The organism is Cyanobium usitatum str. Tous, assembly GCF_003011885.1.
Classification (GTDB): Bacteria; Cyanobacteriota; Cyanobacteriia; order PCC-6307; family Cyanobiaceae; genus Cyanobium_A; species Cyanobium_A usitatum.
Genome location: NZ_PXXO01000003.1, coordinates 178,706 through 196,509, shown reverse-complemented (window position 1 = coordinate 196,509; position 17,804 = coordinate 178,706). Strand labels below are relative to the sequence as shown.

The window sequence follows — 17,804 nt, the reverse complement described above, 5'->3', positions numbered from 1 at the left end:
AACTCTGGCGGACCTGTCCCGTCCCATTGACCCACGGCATCTCAAGACCAGAAAGCAGGGCAACACGACCCTGACCTATTGCTCTTGGAGCACCATTGCTAAGCACCTTCACCATCGTGCCCCTGGTTGGTGTTGGGAGGTTCAGTCGGTTCAGGAGGTTGGTGGTGCCGTTGTGGTCACTGGGCGCTTGACCATCCCTACTGCTGATGGAGACCTGCTTCACTACTCGGCAGTGGCATCGGAACCACTGGAGTCCAAGTCCCAGGCACCTGCTGCTGAGGTTGCTGCTTCCTCTTGCTTGAGGCGGGCAGCGGCGTTGGCGGGTCTTGGGTTGGAGTTGTGGGGGTGATTCAACTAAAAACTATTTGAGGTGCTCATAAGTTGGGTTCGTGCGTTGAGAAGCGGCATCGCCCGAAACGAACGACTCATCGGTTAAGATAAGGTTAAACTAGCAGCGAGAAGGCACGGTGTACGAAGATCTTTCTACTTTTGAAAGGACACTGGCAAGGTTTGGGGACAAGGTAAGTCTTATAGCAGGACTGGAGTTATCAGGAAAACTATCGCCTGAAGATGCTTATCAGCAGATAAAGACACTATACAAGGATTTAAAGGATCAAAGGAGGCAAGAAAAGGGTAATTGGGAAGTCAACTGATTGTCCTCATTGCTGATGGAGACATTCTCCATTGCTCAGTATCGGGTCTTGGGTTTGAGTTGTGGGGTTGATCCGATGACCATCAACATTGAATGGCAAGACCAAAACGGTAACTGGCATCACTACCAGAGCAAGCAAAATCAGGCGGATGCCTATCGGGTTGCTCAGCATCGTGCTGAGTCAACAAAGAAGCGCCATCGCCCGGTGGATGACGATGGGCGCTTGTTGGATTGCATCTCCTAAAGGGGACTTTCTTGATTAGACAAGAAACTCAAAATAGTCGTTCGAATAGTCAATACCATTCTCGATGTAAATCATATCCTCCTCTTCAGTCGCTTGGGGATCAATACCGTGATACGCCCAGAATTCCTGCTGGGCAATATCGATCAAGGAGTCACAGACCTGACGCCAAGTATAGTTGTCTTTCTCATAAAGCAACTGAAATGCTTCGTATACGGTCATCTGAACTGTTTCTTTTGTAATTTTCACAATAATTAGGGGATAATGTTAACATTTACTTGGTCAAGGTCATACAATTTCTAGCGGTATGTCGCCGAACAAGATCACGAATTGCCTTTTGCTTGATTGCTGACGATCGCACTAGTCCTATGCAAGCATTATAGGATGAGCAAACTATCTTGTCAACCCCTATTCCGGAATGCGTTGAGGTTCAAGGCGCCGCAACTGGTCTTACTGATTCTCCTAGATAAGCACTTGAGTCCGGAGGGTCTTAATGCTGCTGGCGGTAAGAACCCATGGATGCAACTGCTTTCTATGCACATAAACTCTATGCCTACCCAACAACGGGCACGATCCACAGGCAAACATCACAGACTTGTGCATCAATCAGGGGCACTTCTGGACTTGATTGATCCATAAGACCCCGTAGAGATTCCTACAAGGCGCTCTGGTGCCTTGCAGTTGCGTCTCTTGCCAGTAGTGCCAGAATGGTATCTCTCACGCCTATATGCCTCTCCCAGCGCAGGATTGAGGGCACTAATCAGATTGCTGAAGTTCATCACTGCTTCATAACAAATCATGCTACGCAGGACTCACCCCGAGCAAGCAATTTATTATTTGATTTTCAAGTTTCATAAATTCATTATACAGCATTTTATCACTACTGTCAACACAGGACTTGACAAGATGGCATTTTGGCAGTAGAATAGGTTTGTTCCGGATAAAGATAAGGACTGAGCACTTAAAGGTCTCCAAGATACTCCAAGACCCTAAGGAATCAAATGCAATAGAATGCCGAAGGCAATGCTCGAAGAGCATTCTATAGAGTATTCAATAGAATCTGGACAGGTTCAATCCGGCAATAACGGGTACTCAATAGTTCTTTTAAATATAAGACGCTGATTCATCCTGCCTGCCGTTAAGCGAGCACTGTATCATCAAGGGCAGTAAGCGATAAACTTGTCTATATAATCTGTAGAGACAAACTTATCAGACTCGCTTAATTCGACAGAGGGAGAATCCAGTACCTGATATTTCATAAGACTGGTAGAGGCGGGTCTAATGCTCTGAGGAATAAGGAGTGCAAAGAAATCGCCAAGTTTCATCAAAACTCAAAGACCTCCAAGACTCAATACAATCCCAGAGACCGCTACAGGACCTCCAGCAATGCTGAGATCAACCAGAAGACAGGAACATAAACATGACATCAACTACAACAAGGATCAATCATAAGCGACCTGCGATAGCAGATTCCCGACCGAAGGGAGGGAATGCACAACAACCTCTTCAGGATAATCAATACCGGAAGGAACTTGAGACCTACATCCAATCCCAGTGGGACATTAAACAACCCGATTGGTTCATTACAATCCAATGGACGCCAGCACCTTATACCTTTGAACATGCATCACATCACTCTAGACACTTCAGGAACATCTTCTTAAGCAGTATTTACTCCTGCTCCCTGAAGAAACTTCCACGACCAGAAGATCGCTGCAGATTAATTTGGTTCCATGAGCGAGCACAAGACCCTAAAGGTCGCCTGATCTACCACTCTCATCTGCATCTTATCGACCATCCAGAAACCAACTTAACCGCCTTGGATATTCATTGGATCATCGATACCACAGTGGCACCAGGGTTCCAATGCCTCAAGCATCTACACCGCAAAATAGATCCAGCGGTTGTCATTAAACCCTGGAATAGGAGTCATCACGGCAACTATAACCTTAAGGACTACTACACCTATAAGTATCATCAGGATGCTGATCTGGTCTTGGACTACGAACGATCAGACCTTATCACGACTAAATAGAAGCAAACCAGCAATTCATCCTATGAGCACCCGAAATACCAATACCCCCTTTAAAACCATTAACTTCTATTTTGGCGAACAGCATCTGGACACCCTTGAGGAATTTGATGAACTCTCACGGGTACTCAAGCGATCCAGGACTGGTACTTTATCATATCTTTTAATCCACCATGCTTGGTATCACAAGCATAATCAAGTCTCATTAGGATAAGACAATGCGGTCACAAATGGATCACATAGAGGCAAGAATTAACTTCATCAAACAGCAACTGGATTCACTGGAGCACTACCTGCCAGAGACCTATCAGTTCTTGATGGAAGAAATGGATTCCCAGCAACGGAACCTAATAGAACTAAAAGTTAAAGACTTCTACAAGAACCTATTACTTGAGCACCAGAACCAGAACCCTGTCTTGCCGAACCAAACAATAAGTGACTCCAGTTCAAAAGACCCCTATGAGGTTAATAAATGAAACCAGAAGCACTCCAGCGGATTCTGGAGATTTACCGCAGTTCCCAATACCGCACCACTGGATCAGGTCGTAAAGTTCAGTGGGACGAACCAGGTGAAGATGATACTCCTGAAGTCCAACAGCACAATGCATTCTTGGCAAGGAGACTTAAACAGAAGCAGGATGCAAAAGAACGCCTCAAATCCAAAGGTGCTGTGCCCTCCAGAAATGGTAAACCAATCTTTGAAGGCAGCGGGGATGTCCAGCAGTTCGCACTATCCTTTCGTCGTCATTATTACTCAAGTCGCCCGATGCGGTTTAAGGAATGGATTGAGGTCGTAGCAGAGTTGTTGGACGACCTCTGAAGTTTATTCGTGTTTGACAGTTAAAAAACGGTTGGTACCATAACACTATAAAGTGTTACGGACGAGCATAAAAAATTTGGCGGAAATAATTTCCTGCCAGAACCTCATTCAATCAGGATTGCTCCATCAGAAGTTCCAGTGCATTCTTCTCCACTGCACCACCATCTTTGCTGATTCTAAAAACGGTGACACGATCATCCTTTTGATATGACCCACCGCTTTTCTTGGTGCTCTGATCAAGTCCTAATGCAACCCAGCGATTCCATCGTTCACCACTCAACCGCTGCTTGTCGATCAGACCGTTCTTATGGGGGTTGAAGAGATACCCATTTTCCTCCGCTACATCCTTGAGTAGACCCAGCAGAGTCGCATCGGTCTGACTGCACTGAGGGACTGATGAACGGGTGACAGCATAGAACTGCTCAGAGAACCACTCCTCGCCACTGGCAGACACCTGCTCAAGGATCTCCACCAGGGCGTCAAGCATTTCAGCACTGCCACAACGGCGAATGAGTTGTACCCGTTTGTAGGTCTCAGACTGCTCGTTGTGCTTCGGGAGACCCTTCTTCAGGTAAATCTGGATGCACTCAAAGATGAACTGGTAGAACTCGTTCCAGTCGTGCTCGCTCCATTCAGAACCGCAGAGTTCCATCCCACCATGAACATCAGCAGGAGTTTTGCCTTCGCTCTCAAGCAGTTGACGGTAGAAGGACGAGACCTCCACCAGGATCTGCCGCCTGCGATGGGAGATGTCTGATCCCTCCATCGGATGATTAGTCGTGATGACGATCTTGGGAGCACGATCTCCTGGAATCGCAATTGGGTTCTCCCGCATTCGGCGAACATAAAAATCACCTGTGATATGAGGAAAGATGCTTTCAAAACTGAACCGTTCAGAGGCATCATCAAAATTGACCAACTCATGTGCCTCTGTGACACCTGCAAGAGCAAAGCGATCTTCGGTGCTTCTCTTGAATGCCTTCCCGTTCAGCGAGATCACATTGAGCACCTCAGAGAGGCATCGGATCAGCAAACTCTTACCTGTCCCTCCGTTGCTCTTGCCGATATGGTTGTCATCCTCAAGGCGATCCATCAGAACAACACATTTCCGCTGACTCTCCTGATGAAAACGATGGCAGAGATATCCAATGACGATCTGCAACCGTTCAAATGCCTGATCGCTCAGAGCACCCTCGGCATCGCGTGACAGATTGGCGACGAAATCACGGAAATGGCGGTCTCCACTTCTGATCTCAAGGGCAGGCGTTAAATATTTTCTATGGGAAATCAGATCATTCCAGACATACGAGTTCCCAGGAAGCGACGAGTACGACATGATTTCTGTCACCTTGTCACTTGCTATTTCTACATAACCATTCAAAAAGAATCCAAAGGAAGAGGAATTATTGTCGCGGAGCAATGTCCTGCCTTCAATCCGCTGAACTGATAGGAGAACATCTTTGCCGTAAAACTTTGACTTCTTGAAGTGCATTAACTGATTGACCTTGGCATATCCTGCTTCATCCAGAACTTTGCGAACAAGTGACTCAAACTGCCTTGGATTGATCTTCTCAACACGATTTTCAAAGACGAAAACCATTGCCAATTCAGGGATGCCTTTAATTCCCTCTTCAGGCAGATTGTAAATCCCTACAGCGGGCAGGAAGTCATTGAGATAGCGGATAATGTTGGCATTGCTAAGTTCCTGAGGGTTGCCCTGCTCATCCTCATCCCAGAATCTGATTGCCCCATCCGTGCTGATGCGTAGAGCAATATCGGTTAAAACTTCAGAAGTCCATAAAGTGCTCATGATTATTTGAAATTCGTGCTTTCATGAGGCAATCTTAGTATCTTTGATCCTTATAGTCAAGATGCTGGCATCGGATACTGCGAATCTGCAGGTGACAAGGTGACAGTCGTATGCCAGTTACCGTTTTTGATCCTTCTGGATTAAACTGCTGCACAAGAAACAAATCGTCTGGGCGAATCTGTGCCCATGCCTTTTTGGCAGTTGCTTCTTCTTCCGTGAAGTGCATTTGAGGTACTGGAGCAAACGCAACATAGCAATCAGACCATCTTGCTGCTTTACAAATTACCCATCTTGGTCTATAATAAACCTATCAATATTTAATGATCATGAAAAACCTTCAGAACAAACTTCTCCGCCTCCCTGAGGTTAAAGCAACGACAGGACTTTCTAAGTCCTCCATCTACGCCCGCATCTCAGATGGGACCTTTCCGAAACAGATTCCGCTTGGACCACGCCTTGTGGTCTGGGTGGAAGCAGATATTCAAAACTGGATTTCTGAGCAGGTCTCAGCGGCGAGGGGGTAACACCCCTCTTTTTATGTCTCCAATCCGTTTTCAAGAAGCAAGTCACCCCAGCGGTTCATAAAGACAATCCGTTCATCAAGGAACTGCGCTTTGTCATATGCCTGACGGACCTTGCCAGGTGGTTTGTGCCCCATCTGCAGGTCAATGACATGAAAGGGCGTCTTCAAAATGTCCTGCCCGTAGGTCAGCGCCATATGCCTGACCCCGTGAGCAACGAATTTGCCCTGATACCCCATCCGCTTGATCAGATGATTTGGTGTCTCCAAGGCGATGTGCTCAGTACCCTTGCCCCTGGAACTCTGAAAGATGTAGGGCGAATGCCCCGTGATCGGTTTGAGGAACTCAAGAACATCGATCAGCGGTTGTGCCATTGGAATCAAGTGATCCTGCCTTGTCGAATCCCGACCCTTCATCCTCCTGGCGGGAATAGTCCAGATTTTCTGGACCCAATCAACCTCTGACCACTCCCCTGGCATCACGGCACCGACCCGCATAAAAGTCAACAGCAAGACCTTGACGCTGGCGAGGGCAATCAAATCTCCATTGCCCTTATTGCTGGAGAGATCCGCCAGGAACCCAGGCACATCGTTCCACTCCAACGACGGATGACTCTTGGTGACATGCCCCGAATGAGCGTGTCTTGAACTTCTGGCGGGGTTGGGGTCAGGAATCCATTCGTGATCAATGGCATAGGAGAACACCTGCCTGAGCACCCCAAATACCTTGTCGGACTGGTTGAGGGCACCCCTTGCTTCGATGGTGCGCTTGAAGTCCAGGCACTTGCTTCGGGTAATTGCCTTGATCGACCGCTTGCCAAAGACAGGCAGGATCTGGTTCTCCAACTTGTTCTTGTAGTCCTTGAGGGTGGTGGCGGCGAGTTTGCTGCTGGTGCTTGCCAACCACTCGTCTGCCGCCTTCTGGAAGGTCACAGCGCCCGTGCGCTGGATGGTCTGGCGCTGCTCTGACTTCAGTGCCCTGGGGTCTTCCCCCTGACGACGCAGCACATCCAGTCGTGCCCGCTCTTCCCGTGCCTCCTTGAGTGTCCACTGCCCAGGACCCTTGCCATAGGGACCGATCTGGTAGTCCCGCTGCTTGCCTTCCTTCCCAGGAGGGAAGCGGTGACGCCATACGAAGTAGCGCCCACCATTGGGGTAGACCTCGACAAAAAGGGCATCACCAGCGGATTCCCTATATTTCTTCGCCTGGGGTTGAAGTGCCCTGAGATCACTGTCTGTGAAAGGCATTTGAGAAATACCCCAACACTCAAATCATACCCCAACACGCAAGGGAGCATACCCCAACATTTCCCCCAACGAACCTTTTCGACCACCCTGGTTTTAGGCGGATCTACCTGGACCGCCTACACCACAAAACCCCAGATACAGCAAAGGGTCTGGACGAACCAGACCCTTTGAAAACTCTTGAGAAGCGGAGAGGGTGGGATTCGAACCCACGGAAGGTTTCCCTTCAAACGATTTCGAGTCGTTCGCTTTCGACCACTCAGCCACCTCTCCAAAGACCCTTGGGCCTGCGTCACTTTAAGGATCGGTCAGCCGAGGGCGGCCTGCAGGTATCCACTGGGACCGCTGGCCGCCCAGGCCGCTGGCAAGCCCGCCGGGATGGCGCCACTGAGCCACAGCCGCTTGGCGCCAAGTTCCTTGAGGTGGTGGCGCTCGCGGGCGGAGGGCGCAAAACCCAGCCAGACGCCATCAATTCGGCCGCGCAGCACGCTTGGCTCTGAGCCAGCGGCGGCCAGCTGCCGCCAGGCCCAGAGCGCCTGGCGGTCGGGCAACAGCAGCCAGCGCCAACGGCCCAGCTGCAGCTGAATGGCCCGGCTCTCGATCGCCACCGGTGCGGCGCTCAGCCCAGGGCTGGCCAGCCTTTGACCAGGCTGAAACGGCAAACTGCCATCGGCACTGGCCATCACCAGGCCCGCCTGCCCCTGCCAGCAGTGCGGCTGCTCGGGCGCCAGCGGATCTAGCAGTAGGGCCCAGTCGTAGCGCTGCACCCCCAGGCCCCGGGCCAGCTGGCTGGCCTGGCTGCAACTGAAGCCATCACCAGAACTGCTCACCAGCACCGCCCGGCCCTGGTGCCGCGCCACCAGCAGATCCAGCCGCCCCTGGTGCACCAGCAACAACTGGTCGCCGCTTAGCAAGCTGAACTGCACCGCCACCACCAGCGCAAGCAGGGCACCACCCAGCAGGCGCCAGCGCCGGGCCAGGGCAGGCCAGGCCAGCGCCAGCAGGGCCACAGTGAAGAGCAGCACCAGTCCCGGGGCGGGGCGCCCCAATTGCCACTGGGCCATGGGCAGCGCTGCGAACACCTTGACCACCGCCACCAACACATTGGTAAGCCAGGCCACGGGCGCGGTGGCCAGCGGTAGCAGCGGCGGCAGCAGCACCGCCAGGCATGCCAGGGCCATCGCCCCGAGGGTGAGGGGTGTGAGCAGGGGTGCCACCACCAAATTGGCGGGCACCGCGTAGAGGGGCACCACGCCGAAGTGCAGCAGCTGCAGCGGCAGGGTGTAGAGCGAGGCCGCCAGCGGCACCGCCGTGGCTACTGCCAACCAACCCGGCAGCCAGCGGCGCAGGCCCAGCTCCAGCGGCCGGGCCGACACCACCAGCGCAGCAGTCGCCACAACGCTGAGCTGGAAGCCCACATCGAGCAGCCAGTCGGGCCGCGCCAGCAGCAACACCAAGGCGCTGGCGGCCAGGATGCCCAAGGGCCTGCCGCGATATCCGCTCTCCACCACCCCCAGCGCCAGGGCCCCCATCAGCACTGCCCTGAGCACGGAGGGCTGGGGGCCTGCCAACAGCACAAATAGGCCCATCGCCGCCGCCGCCAAAGTGAGCCGCCCCAGCCGCGGCAAGCGCTTGCCCAGGGGCAGCACCACGCCCAGCAGCACAGACAAATGGAAGCCGGAAGCCGCCAGGGCATGGGATAGCCCCGCTGCCCGAAAGGCCTCGCGCAGCTCCGCCGGCACGGGCACCACGGCGCTACCGAGCACCAGGGCAGCCAGCACGCTGCCGTTGTTTGGGCCGGCATGCTGCACCAGCGCCTGGGCCATGCGGCGGCGCAGGTCTGCCACCGGCGTTGCCGCACGCTGCAACACTTCAAAATCCTGCACCTGCAGCTGGCTGAAGCTCCCCTGGCGCACCAGGCGCTCTGCCGGTGCGGCCAGCAGGGGATGGGGCGAGACCTGGGGGCGCCGCAGGCGGCCCTGCACCTGCAGGCGCCAACCCTGCTGCAGCTCCGGGCACTGACCAAAGCGGAGTTCGGTGCGACCCACAGGCAGCTGCAGCAGGGCCCGGCAGGCACCACCGCCACCGCTGGGCACCGGACCACCGCTAGGCACCGGATCACTGAGCAGAACACCCCGCAGCGTCAGCTCCAGTGGGCCACCGGCTGCCTCGAGTTGAAGCACTGGATCGCCGGCCGCCGGCTGGGGCGGCGTGAACGCCAGCCAGCCCACCCGCAGCAGCAGCAGGGCCAAAAGCAGGCCCCACAAAAGCGGCTTAAGGCGCAGCCTGGCTGCGCCGGCAGTGTCCGCCCCACCCCCACAACAGGCCACTGGCCACTCCACATGAACCCAGGCAGGGTTCCCACGCGGGCTGGGTTAGAGGCGAGGAATCTGCAGCAACAGCTCGCAGAGCTCCCGGCTCGGAATCTCCTGGCCCAGCAACGGTGCCACCAACTTGGCCACCGGGCGTAGGCGACAGGGCCACACGGCCCGCTCACTTAAGCGCCCCAACTGGAAGCTGCCGCCGGCCAGCACCACCACCAGCAAGCTGCGCTGCAGCAGCCTCTTCACGCCGCCACGGGGCGTTTGGCCTCAGGGAGCAGCGGAAAACCGAGGGCTTCCCTTTCGGCCAGCCAGGCCTCCGCCACCTGACGGGCCAGGGTGCGGATGCGGCCGATCGTGGCGGTGCGCTCCGTGACCGAGATCACGCCGCGGGCCTCCAGCAGGTTGAAGGTGTGGCTGCACTTGAGCACGAAATCCAGGGCTGGAGCGGGTAGCTGCTTGGCCACCAGATCTGCCGCCTCCGCCTCATAGATGGCAAACAGCTGCTGAAGCCGCTCGGGGTTGGAGGCTTCGAAGTTGTAGGCGCAGTGGCCCTTCTCAAATGGCAGCCAGATGTCGCCATAGGAGCGATTGCCATCCCAGCTCAGATCCCAGATGCTCTCCACATCCTGGAGATACATGGCCAGGCGCTCCAGCCCATAGGTGATTTCAATCGACACCGGCCGGCAATCGAGGCCGCCGCACTGCTGGAAATAGGTGAACTGGGTGACCTCCATGCCATCGAGCCAAACCTCCCAGCCCACACCCCAGGCGCCCAGCGTCGGCGATTCCCAGTTGTCTTCAACGAAGCGAATGTCGTGCTCCCGGGCGCGGATGCCCAGCGCTTCCAGCGAGGCCAGATAGGTCTCCTGGATGCCATCGGGGCTGGGCTTGATCAGCACCTGATATTGGAAATAGTGCTGGGCCCGGTTGGGGTTGTCGCCGTAGCGGCCATCGGTGGGGCGGCGACAGGGCTCGGGGTAGGCCACGGCCCAGGGCTCGGGCCCGATCGCCCGCAGCACCGTGTGGGGGCTCATCGTGCCGGCGCCCTTCTCGGTGTCGTAGGGCTGCAGGATCAGACAGCCCTGGTCGGCCCAGAAGCGGTTCAGGGTGCTGATGATGTCCTGGAAGTTCACGCTGCTGTGCTGGATCGTGGTCCCATTGTCGGTACCGGCAGCCCCTCAGGCCACCAGCTCCAGCAGACCCATCAGGCCACCAGCCAGGGGCCGATGCCTCACTTCGCTGAAGCCCGCCCGCCTCGCCAGCTGCTGCTGCTCGGAGCCGGTGGGAAACCGCTGCAGGCTCTCCTCCAGGTAGGCGTAGTGCTCGGGAATGCCGAACCGCTCGGCGGTGGGTACCACCAACCGGCGTAGATAAAAGCTCTGGAAGCTCTCTACCGCCCCAGAGCTGCGATTGAAATCAAGCACTGCGGCGCGGCCGCCGTCGCGCAACAGTCGCCGCAACTCCAGCAGGCCTGTCCCTGGATCAGCGAGGTTGCGCAGCCCATAGGCGATCACGGCCCCGTCGCAACTAGCGCTTGCCAAGCCAGTGGCCAGGGCATCCCCCTGCTGCCAGCTCACCGCTAGCCAGGGCTGGGCGGCTGCCCGACGGGCCGCCACCGCCAGGGGGGCAGCGGCCGCATCTATGCCGAGCACGCTTCCACCCGGCCGCACCCGGCCAGCCAGCACTAGGGCCAGATCGCCGGTGCCGCAACAAAGATCTAAAAGATGCTGGCCAGGCTGGGGCTGCAACCAAGCAATCGCCTGACGTTTCCAGAGGCGATGCAGGCCAAAACTGAGCAGGTCGTTGAGCTGGTCGTAGCGGGGCGCGATCTGCTCAAACAGCTCCTGAACCGCCTGTGGATCTCCGGGCCTAAAGCTGGCCATCCCAAGGCAACACAATCGAATCGAGACTTATGCCCGCATCCACAGCAGGCAAAAAGCTGGGGCTGGTGAAGGTGAGCACCATCACGGTGGCCAGGCCAACTGCAGCTGAGCAAACCATGCAGCCAGCCAGCATCAACGAAAATTCCCGGCGATCATTGGCGGCCTGCATCAGCTGCAGCGCCCAAGCAACCAGAGCCACCACAGCCGCCACCATGCCGAGGGCAATTGCGGTGGAGGCAGTAGATGGGAGTACGGGAAGGGCAGAAAACAAGTGCTGACCGAACCAAGTGAAGGTCTTTAGCCAATGTAACGAGCCTTAACAACTCAATGCGAGGGGCCGGATCGGCAAACCACGGCGCAGCAGCTCGGTCTTGATCTGCTCAACGCTGAGAATGCCATCGTGCAGCAAGGAGGCCAATAGGGCTGCTGAGGCATGGCCACCCGCCGGACCGGGATCGAGGGCCTCAGCGAGGTGGTCGATGCAGCCGGCACCGCCGGAGGCGATCACTGGCACCGGCACCGCATCGGCCACGGCGCGGGTGAGCTCCAGGGCGTAGCCCGCCTGGGTGCCATCACCATCCATCGAGGTGAGCAGGATCTCGCCAGCTCCGAGGGCCACCACCTGCCGGGCCCAGGCCACCGCATCGAGGCCCGTGTTCTCGCGGCCACCTTTGACGTACACATCCCAGCCCCCGCCAGCGCGGGCCCGGGCATCGATCGCCACCACGATGCATTGGCAACCAAAGCGCCCGGCGCCGCGGGCCACCAGCTCGGGATCGCGCACGGCTGATGAATTGAGGCTCACCTTGTCGGCGCCGGCGCGCAGCAGGACTGTGATGCCCTCAACGCTGCTGATGCCACCGCCCACGGTGAAGGGAATGGTGACCGCCTCAGCGGTGCGTTGCACCAGCTCCACCAGGGTGCCGCGGCCCTGATGACTGGCGGCGATGTCGAGGAAAACCAGCTCATCGGCCCCAGCGGCGCTGTAGCGACAGGCCAGCTCGACCGGGTCACCGGCATCGCGCAGCCCAACAAAATTCACCCCTTTCACCACCCGGCCATCGGCCACGTCGAGACAGGGAATGATCCGCTTGGCAACCATGGACTCGAGCTCCGTAGGGCACTGTTAAGGTTGCGCAACTTTCCAGTCGCGCCGGCCATGTCCCAGGCTGCCACCATCAACATCGGCTCGAAGGTGAGGATCACCCGGGTTCGGGATCGCATCTCGAGCAAAATGGTTGATTCCTTAAAGGCTGACTCCATCGGCACCGTGACCGGCTTCCGCACGGTGGATGGCAAGGGCATCGGCGTGGTGGTTGAACTGAGCGATGGTGAAGTCGCCTGGTTTTTTGACGACGAACTCACCCTCGCCTGAGGCCTAGGCCGTTGAGCAACAGCCCCAATCCCGAAGCAGCCAGCGGCGGCGGCGCCCGTCAGCTGCTCGGCATGAAGGGTGCCAGCGGCACCAGCAGCATCTGGAAAATCCGGCTGCAGTTGATGAAGCCTGTCACCTGGATACCCCTGATTTGGGGTGTGCTGTGCGGTGCTGCCGCCTCAGGCAATTTCCACTGGAGCATCAGCGAGGTGGGCGCCTCGATCGCCTGCATGTTGATGAGCGGGCCCCTCCTGGCCGGTTACACCCAAACGATCAACGACTACTACGACCGCGAAATCGACGCGATCAACGAGCCTTACCGGCCAATTCCTTCAGGAGCGATTCCTTTAGGCCAGGTGAAGGCCCAGATCTGGATCCTGCTGCTAGCAGGGCTAGGAGTGGCCTACGGCCTTGATCTCTGGGCCGGTCACACCACACCGGTGCTGCTGCTGCTTGCCCTGGGCGGCTCCTTTGTGAGCTTCATCTATTCAGCTCCACCGCTGAAGCTCAAGCAAAACGGTTGGCTGGGCAACTACGCCCTTGGCGCCAGCTACATCGCCCTGCCCTGGTGGGCAGGCCAGGCACTTTTTGGCCAGCTCACCTGGACCACCGCCCTGCTCACCCTGGCCTACTCCTTAGCCGGCCTAGGCATCGCCGTGGTCAACGACTTCAAGAGCGTCGAGGGCGACCGAGCCATGGGCCTGCAATCCCTGCCGGTGGCTTTCGGTATCGAGAAAGCCAGTTGGATCAGCGCCGGCATGATCGATGTGTTTCAGCTGGCGATGGTGGCCGTGCTGATCGCCATCGGCCAACACTTCGCGTCGGTGTTGTTGGTGCTGCTAATCATTCCCCAAATCACCTTCCAGGACATCTGGCTGCTGCGTGATCCAGTTGCCTTCGATGTCAAATACCAGGCAAGTGCCCAACCATTCCTGGTGCTCGGCATGCTTGTGACTGCCCTGGCAATCGGCCACAGCACCCTCGTTAGCTGAGGTGAACCGCCAGCCCCCCGCCACCGGCAGAGCTCCCCAGCCCCGCCGCACCAACCTGGTGGGAGTAGGGCTGCTTGCAGCCCTGATTGGCGGTGGCGTTGCCTGCGGCCAGGCGGCGCTAGTGGCGGGCTTTGACAGCCTGCTGCCCGACGCCCGCGGCATCAACCACTTCAACCGCCCAGGCACCCTCACCATCCTCTCGGCCGATGGCCAGGTGGTGCACAAGATCGGGCCAGTTACTCGCGAAAAGCTGACGCCCGAAACGATGCCGGCGTTGGTGCAGCAGGCTTTTATTGCCGCGGAAGACCGGCGCTTCTATCAGCACGACGGCATTGACCCGGTGGGTATCGGCCGGGCCATGGTGCGCAACCTGCGCAAGGGCTCGGTGGAGGAGGGGGCCAGCACGATCACCCAGCAGCTGGCCCGCACCGTATTTCTGAGCCAGGATCGCACCCTGATTCGCAAGCTCAAGGAGGCCGCCCTGGCCGGCAAGCTCGAGCGCCAGCTCAGCAAACCGCAGATCCTCACCGAATACCTCAACGTTGTTTATCTCGGCTCGAGCGCCTACGGCGTTGCCGACGCGGCCTGGGTGTATTTCACAAAAACCCCCGACCAGCTAACCCTCCCGGAAGCCGCCCTGATCGCAGGGCTGCCACCAGCTCCCTCGGTTTATTCGCCTCTTGTGAATCCCGACCTGGCCCTGGAGCGGCGGGCCGTGGTGCTGCGCCGCATGGTGGAGGCGGGCTTCATCAGCGTCAGTGAGCAACAGCAGGCTGAAGCGGCACCGCTGCAACTCAAACCAGCTGAACCCAAATACTGGGACAGCCGAGCCCCCTACTTCAGCGGCTGGGTGCAGCAGGAACTGCCCAAAGTGCTCAGCCCCGAGCAGCTCGAGGTGGGTGGTTTGACAGTGCGCAGCAGCGTCAATTTGGCCTGGCAGGAGAAGGCGCAGTCGGCGGTGAACACCTATGCCACCGGCAGCATGCAGGGCGCTCTGGTGGCGATGGAGCCCGGCACCGGCCTGGTGCGGGCGATGGTGGGTGGCACCGACTTCAAGGACAGCCAGTTCAATCGGGCAGCCCAGGCCCTGCGCTCGCCCGGCTCCACCTTCAAGTTGTTTGTTTATCTCACGGCCCTGCGGCAGGGGATGCTGCCGGAGCGGGTGTTCCGCGATTCGGCCCGCTGCTTCGCCGGCTACTGCCCCAAGAATTTCGGCAACCGCTACTTCGGTTCGGTGTCGATGGTGATGGCGCTGCAGAACTCGCTCAACACGGTGGCGGTGGGACTGCTTCAGGAGCTGGGCTTCGACAAGGTGATTGAAACGGCCAAGAACCTCGGCATCACCCGAGAGCTGGGGCGCTTCTACCCCCTAGCCCTCGGCGCTACCGAGCAAACCGTGGTGGACATGACCGCCGCCTACGCCGCCATCAATAACGGTGGTATCTACGTGAAACCAACACCGTTTGTGGAGATCCTCGGCCCCGATGGCGAGCTGCTTTGGAGCCGCCGGGTAGATGGCGATCAAGGGCGCCGGGCCGTCAGTAGCGACATTGCTGCCCTGATGCTGTGGATGCTGGAGCAGGCGGTGCGGTCGGGCACGGGCGGCGGCGCGGCCCTGCCAGACCGGCCGGTGGCCGGCAAAACGGGCACCTCAGAGGGGGGCCGCGACCTGTGGTTTATCGGCTCGATTCCCCAGCTCACCACTGGGGTGTGGCTGGGCTACGACGACAGCCGCACCACCAGGGACACCAGCGTGGTGGCCACCTACGCCTGGCGGGCCTTTATGGCACCGATCAGCAAGGACCTGCCAGTGCGCCAGTTTCCGCCCAAGCCGCAGCTAGAGGACACCTACCGGCGCGATAAGAAGCAAGCTGAGCGCCGCCGTGAACCGGCAGCCAGCACCGAAAGCTGGCGCGAGCCGGCACCCCAGCCGTTGGAGCTTGATCCCACCCCCAGTCTCAACGAGCAGCCCTACACACCAGACGCACCGGCCAGCCCTGCCGCGCCCCAGCCGCAAACACCAAGCCCCCCTGCTGCACCTAGCCCGGCGCCCGCCCCACCACCACCGCTGGAAGCCCCGCCACCCCCTGTGGTGGCGCCACCACCACCCCCTTAGGACTGCAACCGGGCGGCAAAAAAGCCGTCGCCACCACTGGCGGCTGGCCAGCGCTGCCAGCTCTGCTGCAGCTGCCAGCCGGGGTGGTCGGCAAGGAAGCCAGCGAGCAGCTGGCCATTTTCAGCCGGATGCACGGTGCAGGTGGCATACACGAGCTGACCGCCCGGCTTGAGCAGGGGCAGCAGGGATTCCAGCAGGGCCCGCTGCAGGGGCACCAACTCGGTGATCGATTCAGGGCTGATCCGCCAGCGGGCATCGGCGTGGCGGGCCAGGGTGCCGAGGCCCGAACAGGGGGCATCCAGCAGGATGCGATCAAACCAGCCGAGCCACTCAGGCTTCTCAGCCGCCAGGGCGGTGGCATCGGCGGCCAGGGTGTGGATGCACTGCAGGCCAAGGCGGGCGGCATTGACGCCCACCCGGCGCAGGCGCCCCTCGGAGCGATCCACGGCCCACACCTCACCCTCGTTGCCCATCAGCTCAGCGAGATGGGTGCTCTTGCCACCGGGGGCGGCGCAGGCATCGAGGATCCGCTCGCCGGGCTGGGGATCGAGCAGCAGACCCACCGCCTGGGCGGCGCGGTCTTGAACGCACCAGTGCCCGTCGGCGTAGCCGGGCAGGGCGCGCAACTCACCGCTGCGGCCCAGCAGCGTGAGGCCCCCGGGCAGATCCGGCAGGGGGGCCGCCTCGATCCCGGCGGCAGTGAAGGCCTCCAAAGCACCAGCAGGCGTGGTTCGCAGCAGGTTGAGGCGCAGGTCGAGGGCGGGGGGTTGGTTGCAGGCCAGACCGAAGGCCTCGGGATCAGGCCACTGCAACGCCAGCTCAGCGAGCCAGGCGGGCAGGGAATGGCGCAGGCCGTAGCTGGCGGCGGGGTCGCTGGGCAGGGGGCCCAGACCATCCCAGGGCTCAGGCCCGGCCTCCGCGCGCCGGCGCCCGCATGCCCTTAGTAGGCCATTGGCCACCGGCGCCAGCCGGCCGAGTTTGCCCCGTTTTGCCAGCTCCACGGTGGTGCTCACCGCCGCGGAGGCCGGCACCCGGCTGCTGAACAGCAGCTGGTAGAGCCCCAGGTGCAGCAGCCAGCGCAACTTGGGCGGCTGGCGGGCGGCGGGCACCTTGCCGAGGGCATCGAGCCAGGCATCTAGCAGGCGTCGCTGGCGGATGGCGCCGTAGGCCAGTTCGGTGGCTAGGGCCCGGTCGGCGCCCTCAAGGGGATGGCGCTGCAGCTCCCGCTCGAGCGCCACATCGGCGTAGGCGCCAGCGCCCACCGCCAGCAACACCTGCCAGGCAAGCTGGCGCGGCGCCAGGCCAATCGCGGGAGTTTCGGCTGGGGGGGCGAGTGCCAGGGAGGGGGAAAGCGGAGGGCAAGGCTCCACAACTAGCGCGCAGGGTGTGACGGGCTGGGGGGAGGTGGATGTTTTTTGCTAGTTAGCTAAGGAGAACTAATTCGCAAACTCATCACCCCCGGCCCGCCAACGGTGCTGGGCCAGGGGAAGCTGGCCGGCTGCATCTACGAGGATGCCTTCAGCGAGCAGCAGCTCACGCTGGATCCAGTCGCTGCCTTCACGGCTGGGGTTGAAGCTGATCTGGCCGCGGGCATTCACCACCCGCTGCCAGGGAATGGGCGACGGCAACGGCAGCCGCCGCAGGGCCCAGCCCACCTGGCGGGCGGCGCCCCACACCCCAACCAGCTCAGCGATCTGGCCGTAGGTGGCCAGCTGTCCGCAAGGGATCTGGGCCACAACGGCGTAAACCCGCTGATCAAACGTGGGGGCTGGAGCTTGCATCGAGCGCCGGGCG

The 17,804-nt window shown here is 59.0% G+C and carries 19 protein-coding genes and 1 tRNA gene; 8 read left to right on the top strand and 12 right to left on the bottom strand.

What is annotated here, in order from left to right:
* Nucleotides 1-467 precede the first annotated feature (467 nt).
* Together C7K55_RS14220 and C7K55_RS13685 are read left to right on the top strand one after the other, a co-directional pair.
* Entirely contained in the window at nt 468-653 is a 186-nt protein-coding gene (locus C7K55_RS14220; RefSeq protein ID WP_106502170.1) for a DUF7219 family protein, read from the top strand.
* A gap of 75 nt (nt 654-728) precedes the next feature.
* The gene (locus C7K55_RS13685) at nt 729-896 is read left to right on the top strand and encodes a hypothetical protein (protein ID WP_206603471.1); all 168 of its coding nucleotides are present in this window, start codon (nt 729-731) and stop codon (nt 894-896) included.
* Between the two features lie 15 nt (nt 897-911).
* Here the strand turns inward: C7K55_RS13685 and C7K55_RS04285 are convergent, their stop codons facing one another.
* Entirely contained in the window at nt 912-1,142 is a 231-nt protein-coding gene (locus C7K55_RS04285; RefSeq protein WP_106502169.1) for a hypothetical protein, read from the bottom strand.
* Nucleotides 1,143-2,313: 1,171 nt separating this feature from the next.
* Between C7K55_RS04285 and C7K55_RS13865 the strand changes: the two genes are divergently transcribed.
* Both C7K55_RS13865 and C7K55_RS13250 read left to right on the top strand, forming a co-directional pair.
* Entirely contained in the window at nt 2,314-2,928 is a 615-nt protein-coding gene (locus C7K55_RS13865; RefSeq protein WP_206603470.1) for a hypothetical protein, read from the top strand.
* 469 nt (nt 2,929-3,397) lie between these two features.
* The gene (locus C7K55_RS13250; protein WP_127431981.1) at nt 3,398-3,745 is read left to right on the top strand and encodes a hypothetical protein; all 348 of its coding nucleotides are present in this window, start codon (nt 3,398-3,400) and stop codon (nt 3,743-3,745) included.
* Between the two features lie 112 nt (nt 3,746-3,857).
* On the opposite strand, the gene C7K55_RS04270 is transcribed toward C7K55_RS13250, so the two are convergent.
* Nucleotides 3,858-5,555, bottom strand: coding sequence for a primase-helicase family protein (locus tag C7K55_RS04270; protein ID WP_106502166.1), 1,698 nt, complete (start codon nt 5,553-5,555; stop codon nt 3,858-3,860).
* Between the two features lie 320 nt (nt 5,556-5,875).
* Between C7K55_RS04270 and C7K55_RS04265 the strand changes: the two genes are divergently transcribed.
* A complete protein-coding gene (locus C7K55_RS04265; RefSeq protein ID WP_106502165.1) occupies nt 5,876-6,079 on the top strand; it encodes a helix-turn-helix transcriptional regulator in 204 nt (67 codons plus the stop codon).
* 11 nt (nt 6,080-6,090) lie between these two features.
* Here the strand turns inward: C7K55_RS04265 and C7K55_RS04260 are convergent, their stop codons facing one another.
* The 8 genes from C7K55_RS04260 to hisF all read right to left on the bottom strand — a co-directional run bounded on the left by C7K55_RS04260 (nt 6,091) and on the right by hisF (nt 12,629).
* Nucleotides 6,091-7,323 carry a tyrosine-type recombinase/integrase gene (locus C7K55_RS04260; protein ID WP_106502164.1) on the bottom strand — a complete coding sequence of 411 codons (1,233 nt, stop codon included), beginning with the start codon at nt 7,321-7,323 and terminating at the stop codon, nt 6,091-6,093.
* A 185-nt stretch (nt 7,324-7,508) separates the two neighbouring features.
* Nucleotides 7,509-7,593: transfer RNA gene (locus tag C7K55_RS04255), tRNA-Ser, on the bottom strand.
* Between the two features lie 35 nt (nt 7,594-7,628).
* Nucleotides 7,629-9,572, bottom strand: a complete 1,944-nt coding sequence (locus C7K55_RS04250) for a ComEC/Rec2 family competence protein (RefSeq protein WP_241518164.1) — start codon at nt 9,570-9,572, stop codon at nt 7,629-7,631.
* A gap of 123 nt (nt 9,573-9,695) precedes the next feature.
* Nucleotides 9,696-9,890, bottom strand: coding sequence for a hypothetical protein (locus C7K55_RS04245; RefSeq protein WP_241518163.1), 195 nt, complete (start codon nt 9,888-9,890; stop codon nt 9,696-9,698).
* On the bottom strand, nt 9,887-10,777 hold the full coding sequence (gene glyQ / locus C7K55_RS04240; RefSeq protein WP_106502163.1) for a glycine--tRNA ligase subunit alpha: 891 nt from the start codon (nt 10,775-10,777) through the stop codon (nt 9,887-9,889). The genes C7K55_RS04245 and glyQ overlap by 4 nt, the downstream gene beginning before the upstream one ends.
* Nucleotides 10,778-10,822: 45 nt before the next feature.
* Nucleotides 10,823-11,527 (bottom strand): bifunctional demethylmenaquinone methyltransferase/2-methoxy-6-polyprenyl-1,4-benzoquinol methylase UbiE, encoded by a 705-nt coding sequence (ubiE, locus tag C7K55_RS04235; RefSeq protein WP_106502162.1) that lies wholly within the window; start codon nt 11,525-11,527, stop codon nt 10,823-10,825.
* A complete protein-coding gene (locus tag C7K55_RS04230) occupies nt 11,514-11,798 on the bottom strand; it encodes a hypothetical protein (protein ID WP_241518162.1) in 285 nt (94 codons plus the stop codon). Before C7K55_RS04230 ends, ubiE begins: the two co-directional genes overlap by 14 nt.
* Nucleotides 11,799-11,843: 45 nt before the next feature.
* The gene (gene hisF, locus C7K55_RS04225) at nt 11,844-12,629 is read right to left on the bottom strand and encodes an imidazole glycerol phosphate synthase subunit HisF (protein WP_106502160.1); all 786 of its coding nucleotides are present in this window, start codon (nt 12,627-12,629) and stop codon (nt 11,844-11,846) included.
* A 57-nt stretch (nt 12,630-12,686) separates the two neighbouring features.
* Here hisF and petP point away from each other — a divergent pair, with 57 nt between their 5' ends.
* Genes petP through C7K55_RS04210 form a run of 3 tightly spaced genes read left to right on the top strand, consistent with a single transcriptional unit; the run spans nt 12,687 to nt 16,010 of the window.
* Nucleotides 12,687-12,902: a cytochrome b6f subunit PetP gene (gene petP, locus C7K55_RS04220; protein ID WP_106502159.1), complete on the top strand. Its 216-nt coding sequence runs from the start codon at nt 12,687-12,689 to the stop codon at nt 12,900-12,902.
* A gap of 11 nt (nt 12,903-12,913) precedes the next feature.
* The gene (chlG, locus tag C7K55_RS04215) at nt 12,914-13,894 is read left to right on the top strand and encodes a chlorophyll synthase ChlG (protein WP_106502158.1); all 981 of its coding nucleotides are present in this window, start codon (nt 12,914-12,916) and stop codon (nt 13,892-13,894) included.
* 1 nt (nt 13,895) lies between these two features.
* Complete coding sequence (locus C7K55_RS04210) at nt 13,896-16,010, top strand: transglycosylase domain-containing protein (protein ID WP_241518161.1); 2,115 nt, start codon at nt 13,896-13,898, stop codon at nt 16,008-16,010.
* Here C7K55_RS04210 and C7K55_RS04205 read toward each other — a convergent pair.
* Entirely contained in the window at nt 16,007-17,380 is a 1,374-nt protein-coding gene (locus C7K55_RS04205; RefSeq protein ID WP_396094798.1) for a 16S rRNA (cytosine(967)-C(5))-methyltransferase, read from the bottom strand. The genes C7K55_RS04210 and C7K55_RS04205 overlap by 4 nt on opposite strands.
* Before the next feature lie 66 nt (nt 17,381-17,446).
* Nucleotides 17,447-17,791, bottom strand: coding sequence for an MGMT family protein (locus tag C7K55_RS04200; protein WP_106502157.1), 345 nt, complete (start codon nt 17,789-17,791; stop codon nt 17,447-17,449).
* Between the last annotated feature and the right edge of the window lie 13 nt (nt 17,792-17,804).

Bases quoted from the DNA above. Each gene is read 5' to 3' on its own strand.
- C7K55_RS13685 (WP_206603471.1), top strand. From the start codon at position 729: ATGACCATCAACATTGAATGGCAAGACCAAAACGGTAACTGGCATCAC.
- C7K55_RS13865 (WP_206603470.1), top strand. From the start codon at position 2,314: ATGACATCAACTACAACAAGGATCAATCATAAGCGACCTGCGATAGCA.
- C7K55_RS13250 (WP_127431981.1), top strand. From the start codon at position 3,398: ATGAAACCAGAAGCACTCCAGCGGATTCTGGAGATTTACCGCAGTTCC.
- C7K55_RS04270 (WP_106502166.1), bottom strand. From the start codon at position 5,555: ATGAGCACTTTATGGACTTCTGAAGTTTTAACCGATATTGCTCTACGC.
- C7K55_RS04265 (WP_106502165.1), top strand. From the start codon at position 5,876: ATGATCATGAAAAACCTTCAGAACAAACTTCTCCGCCTCCCTGAGGTT.
- C7K55_RS04260 (WP_106502164.1), bottom strand. From the start codon at position 7,323: ATGCCTTTCACAGACAGTGATCTCAGGGCACTTCAACCCCAGGCGAAG.
- ubiE (WP_106502162.1), bottom strand. From the start codon at position 11,527: ATGGCCAGCTTTAGGCCCGGAGATCCACAGGCGGTTCAGGAGCTGTTT.
- hisF (WP_106502160.1), bottom strand. From the start codon at position 12,629: ATGGTTGCCAAGCGGATCATTCCCTGTCTCGACGTGGCCGATGGCCGG.
- petP (WP_106502159.1), top strand. From the start codon at position 12,687: ATGTCCCAGGCTGCCACCATCAACATCGGCTCGAAGGTGAGGATCACC.
- C7K55_RS04200 (WP_106502157.1), bottom strand. From the start codon at position 17,791: ATGCAAGCTCCAGCCCCCACGTTTGATCAGCGGGTTTACGCCGTTGTG.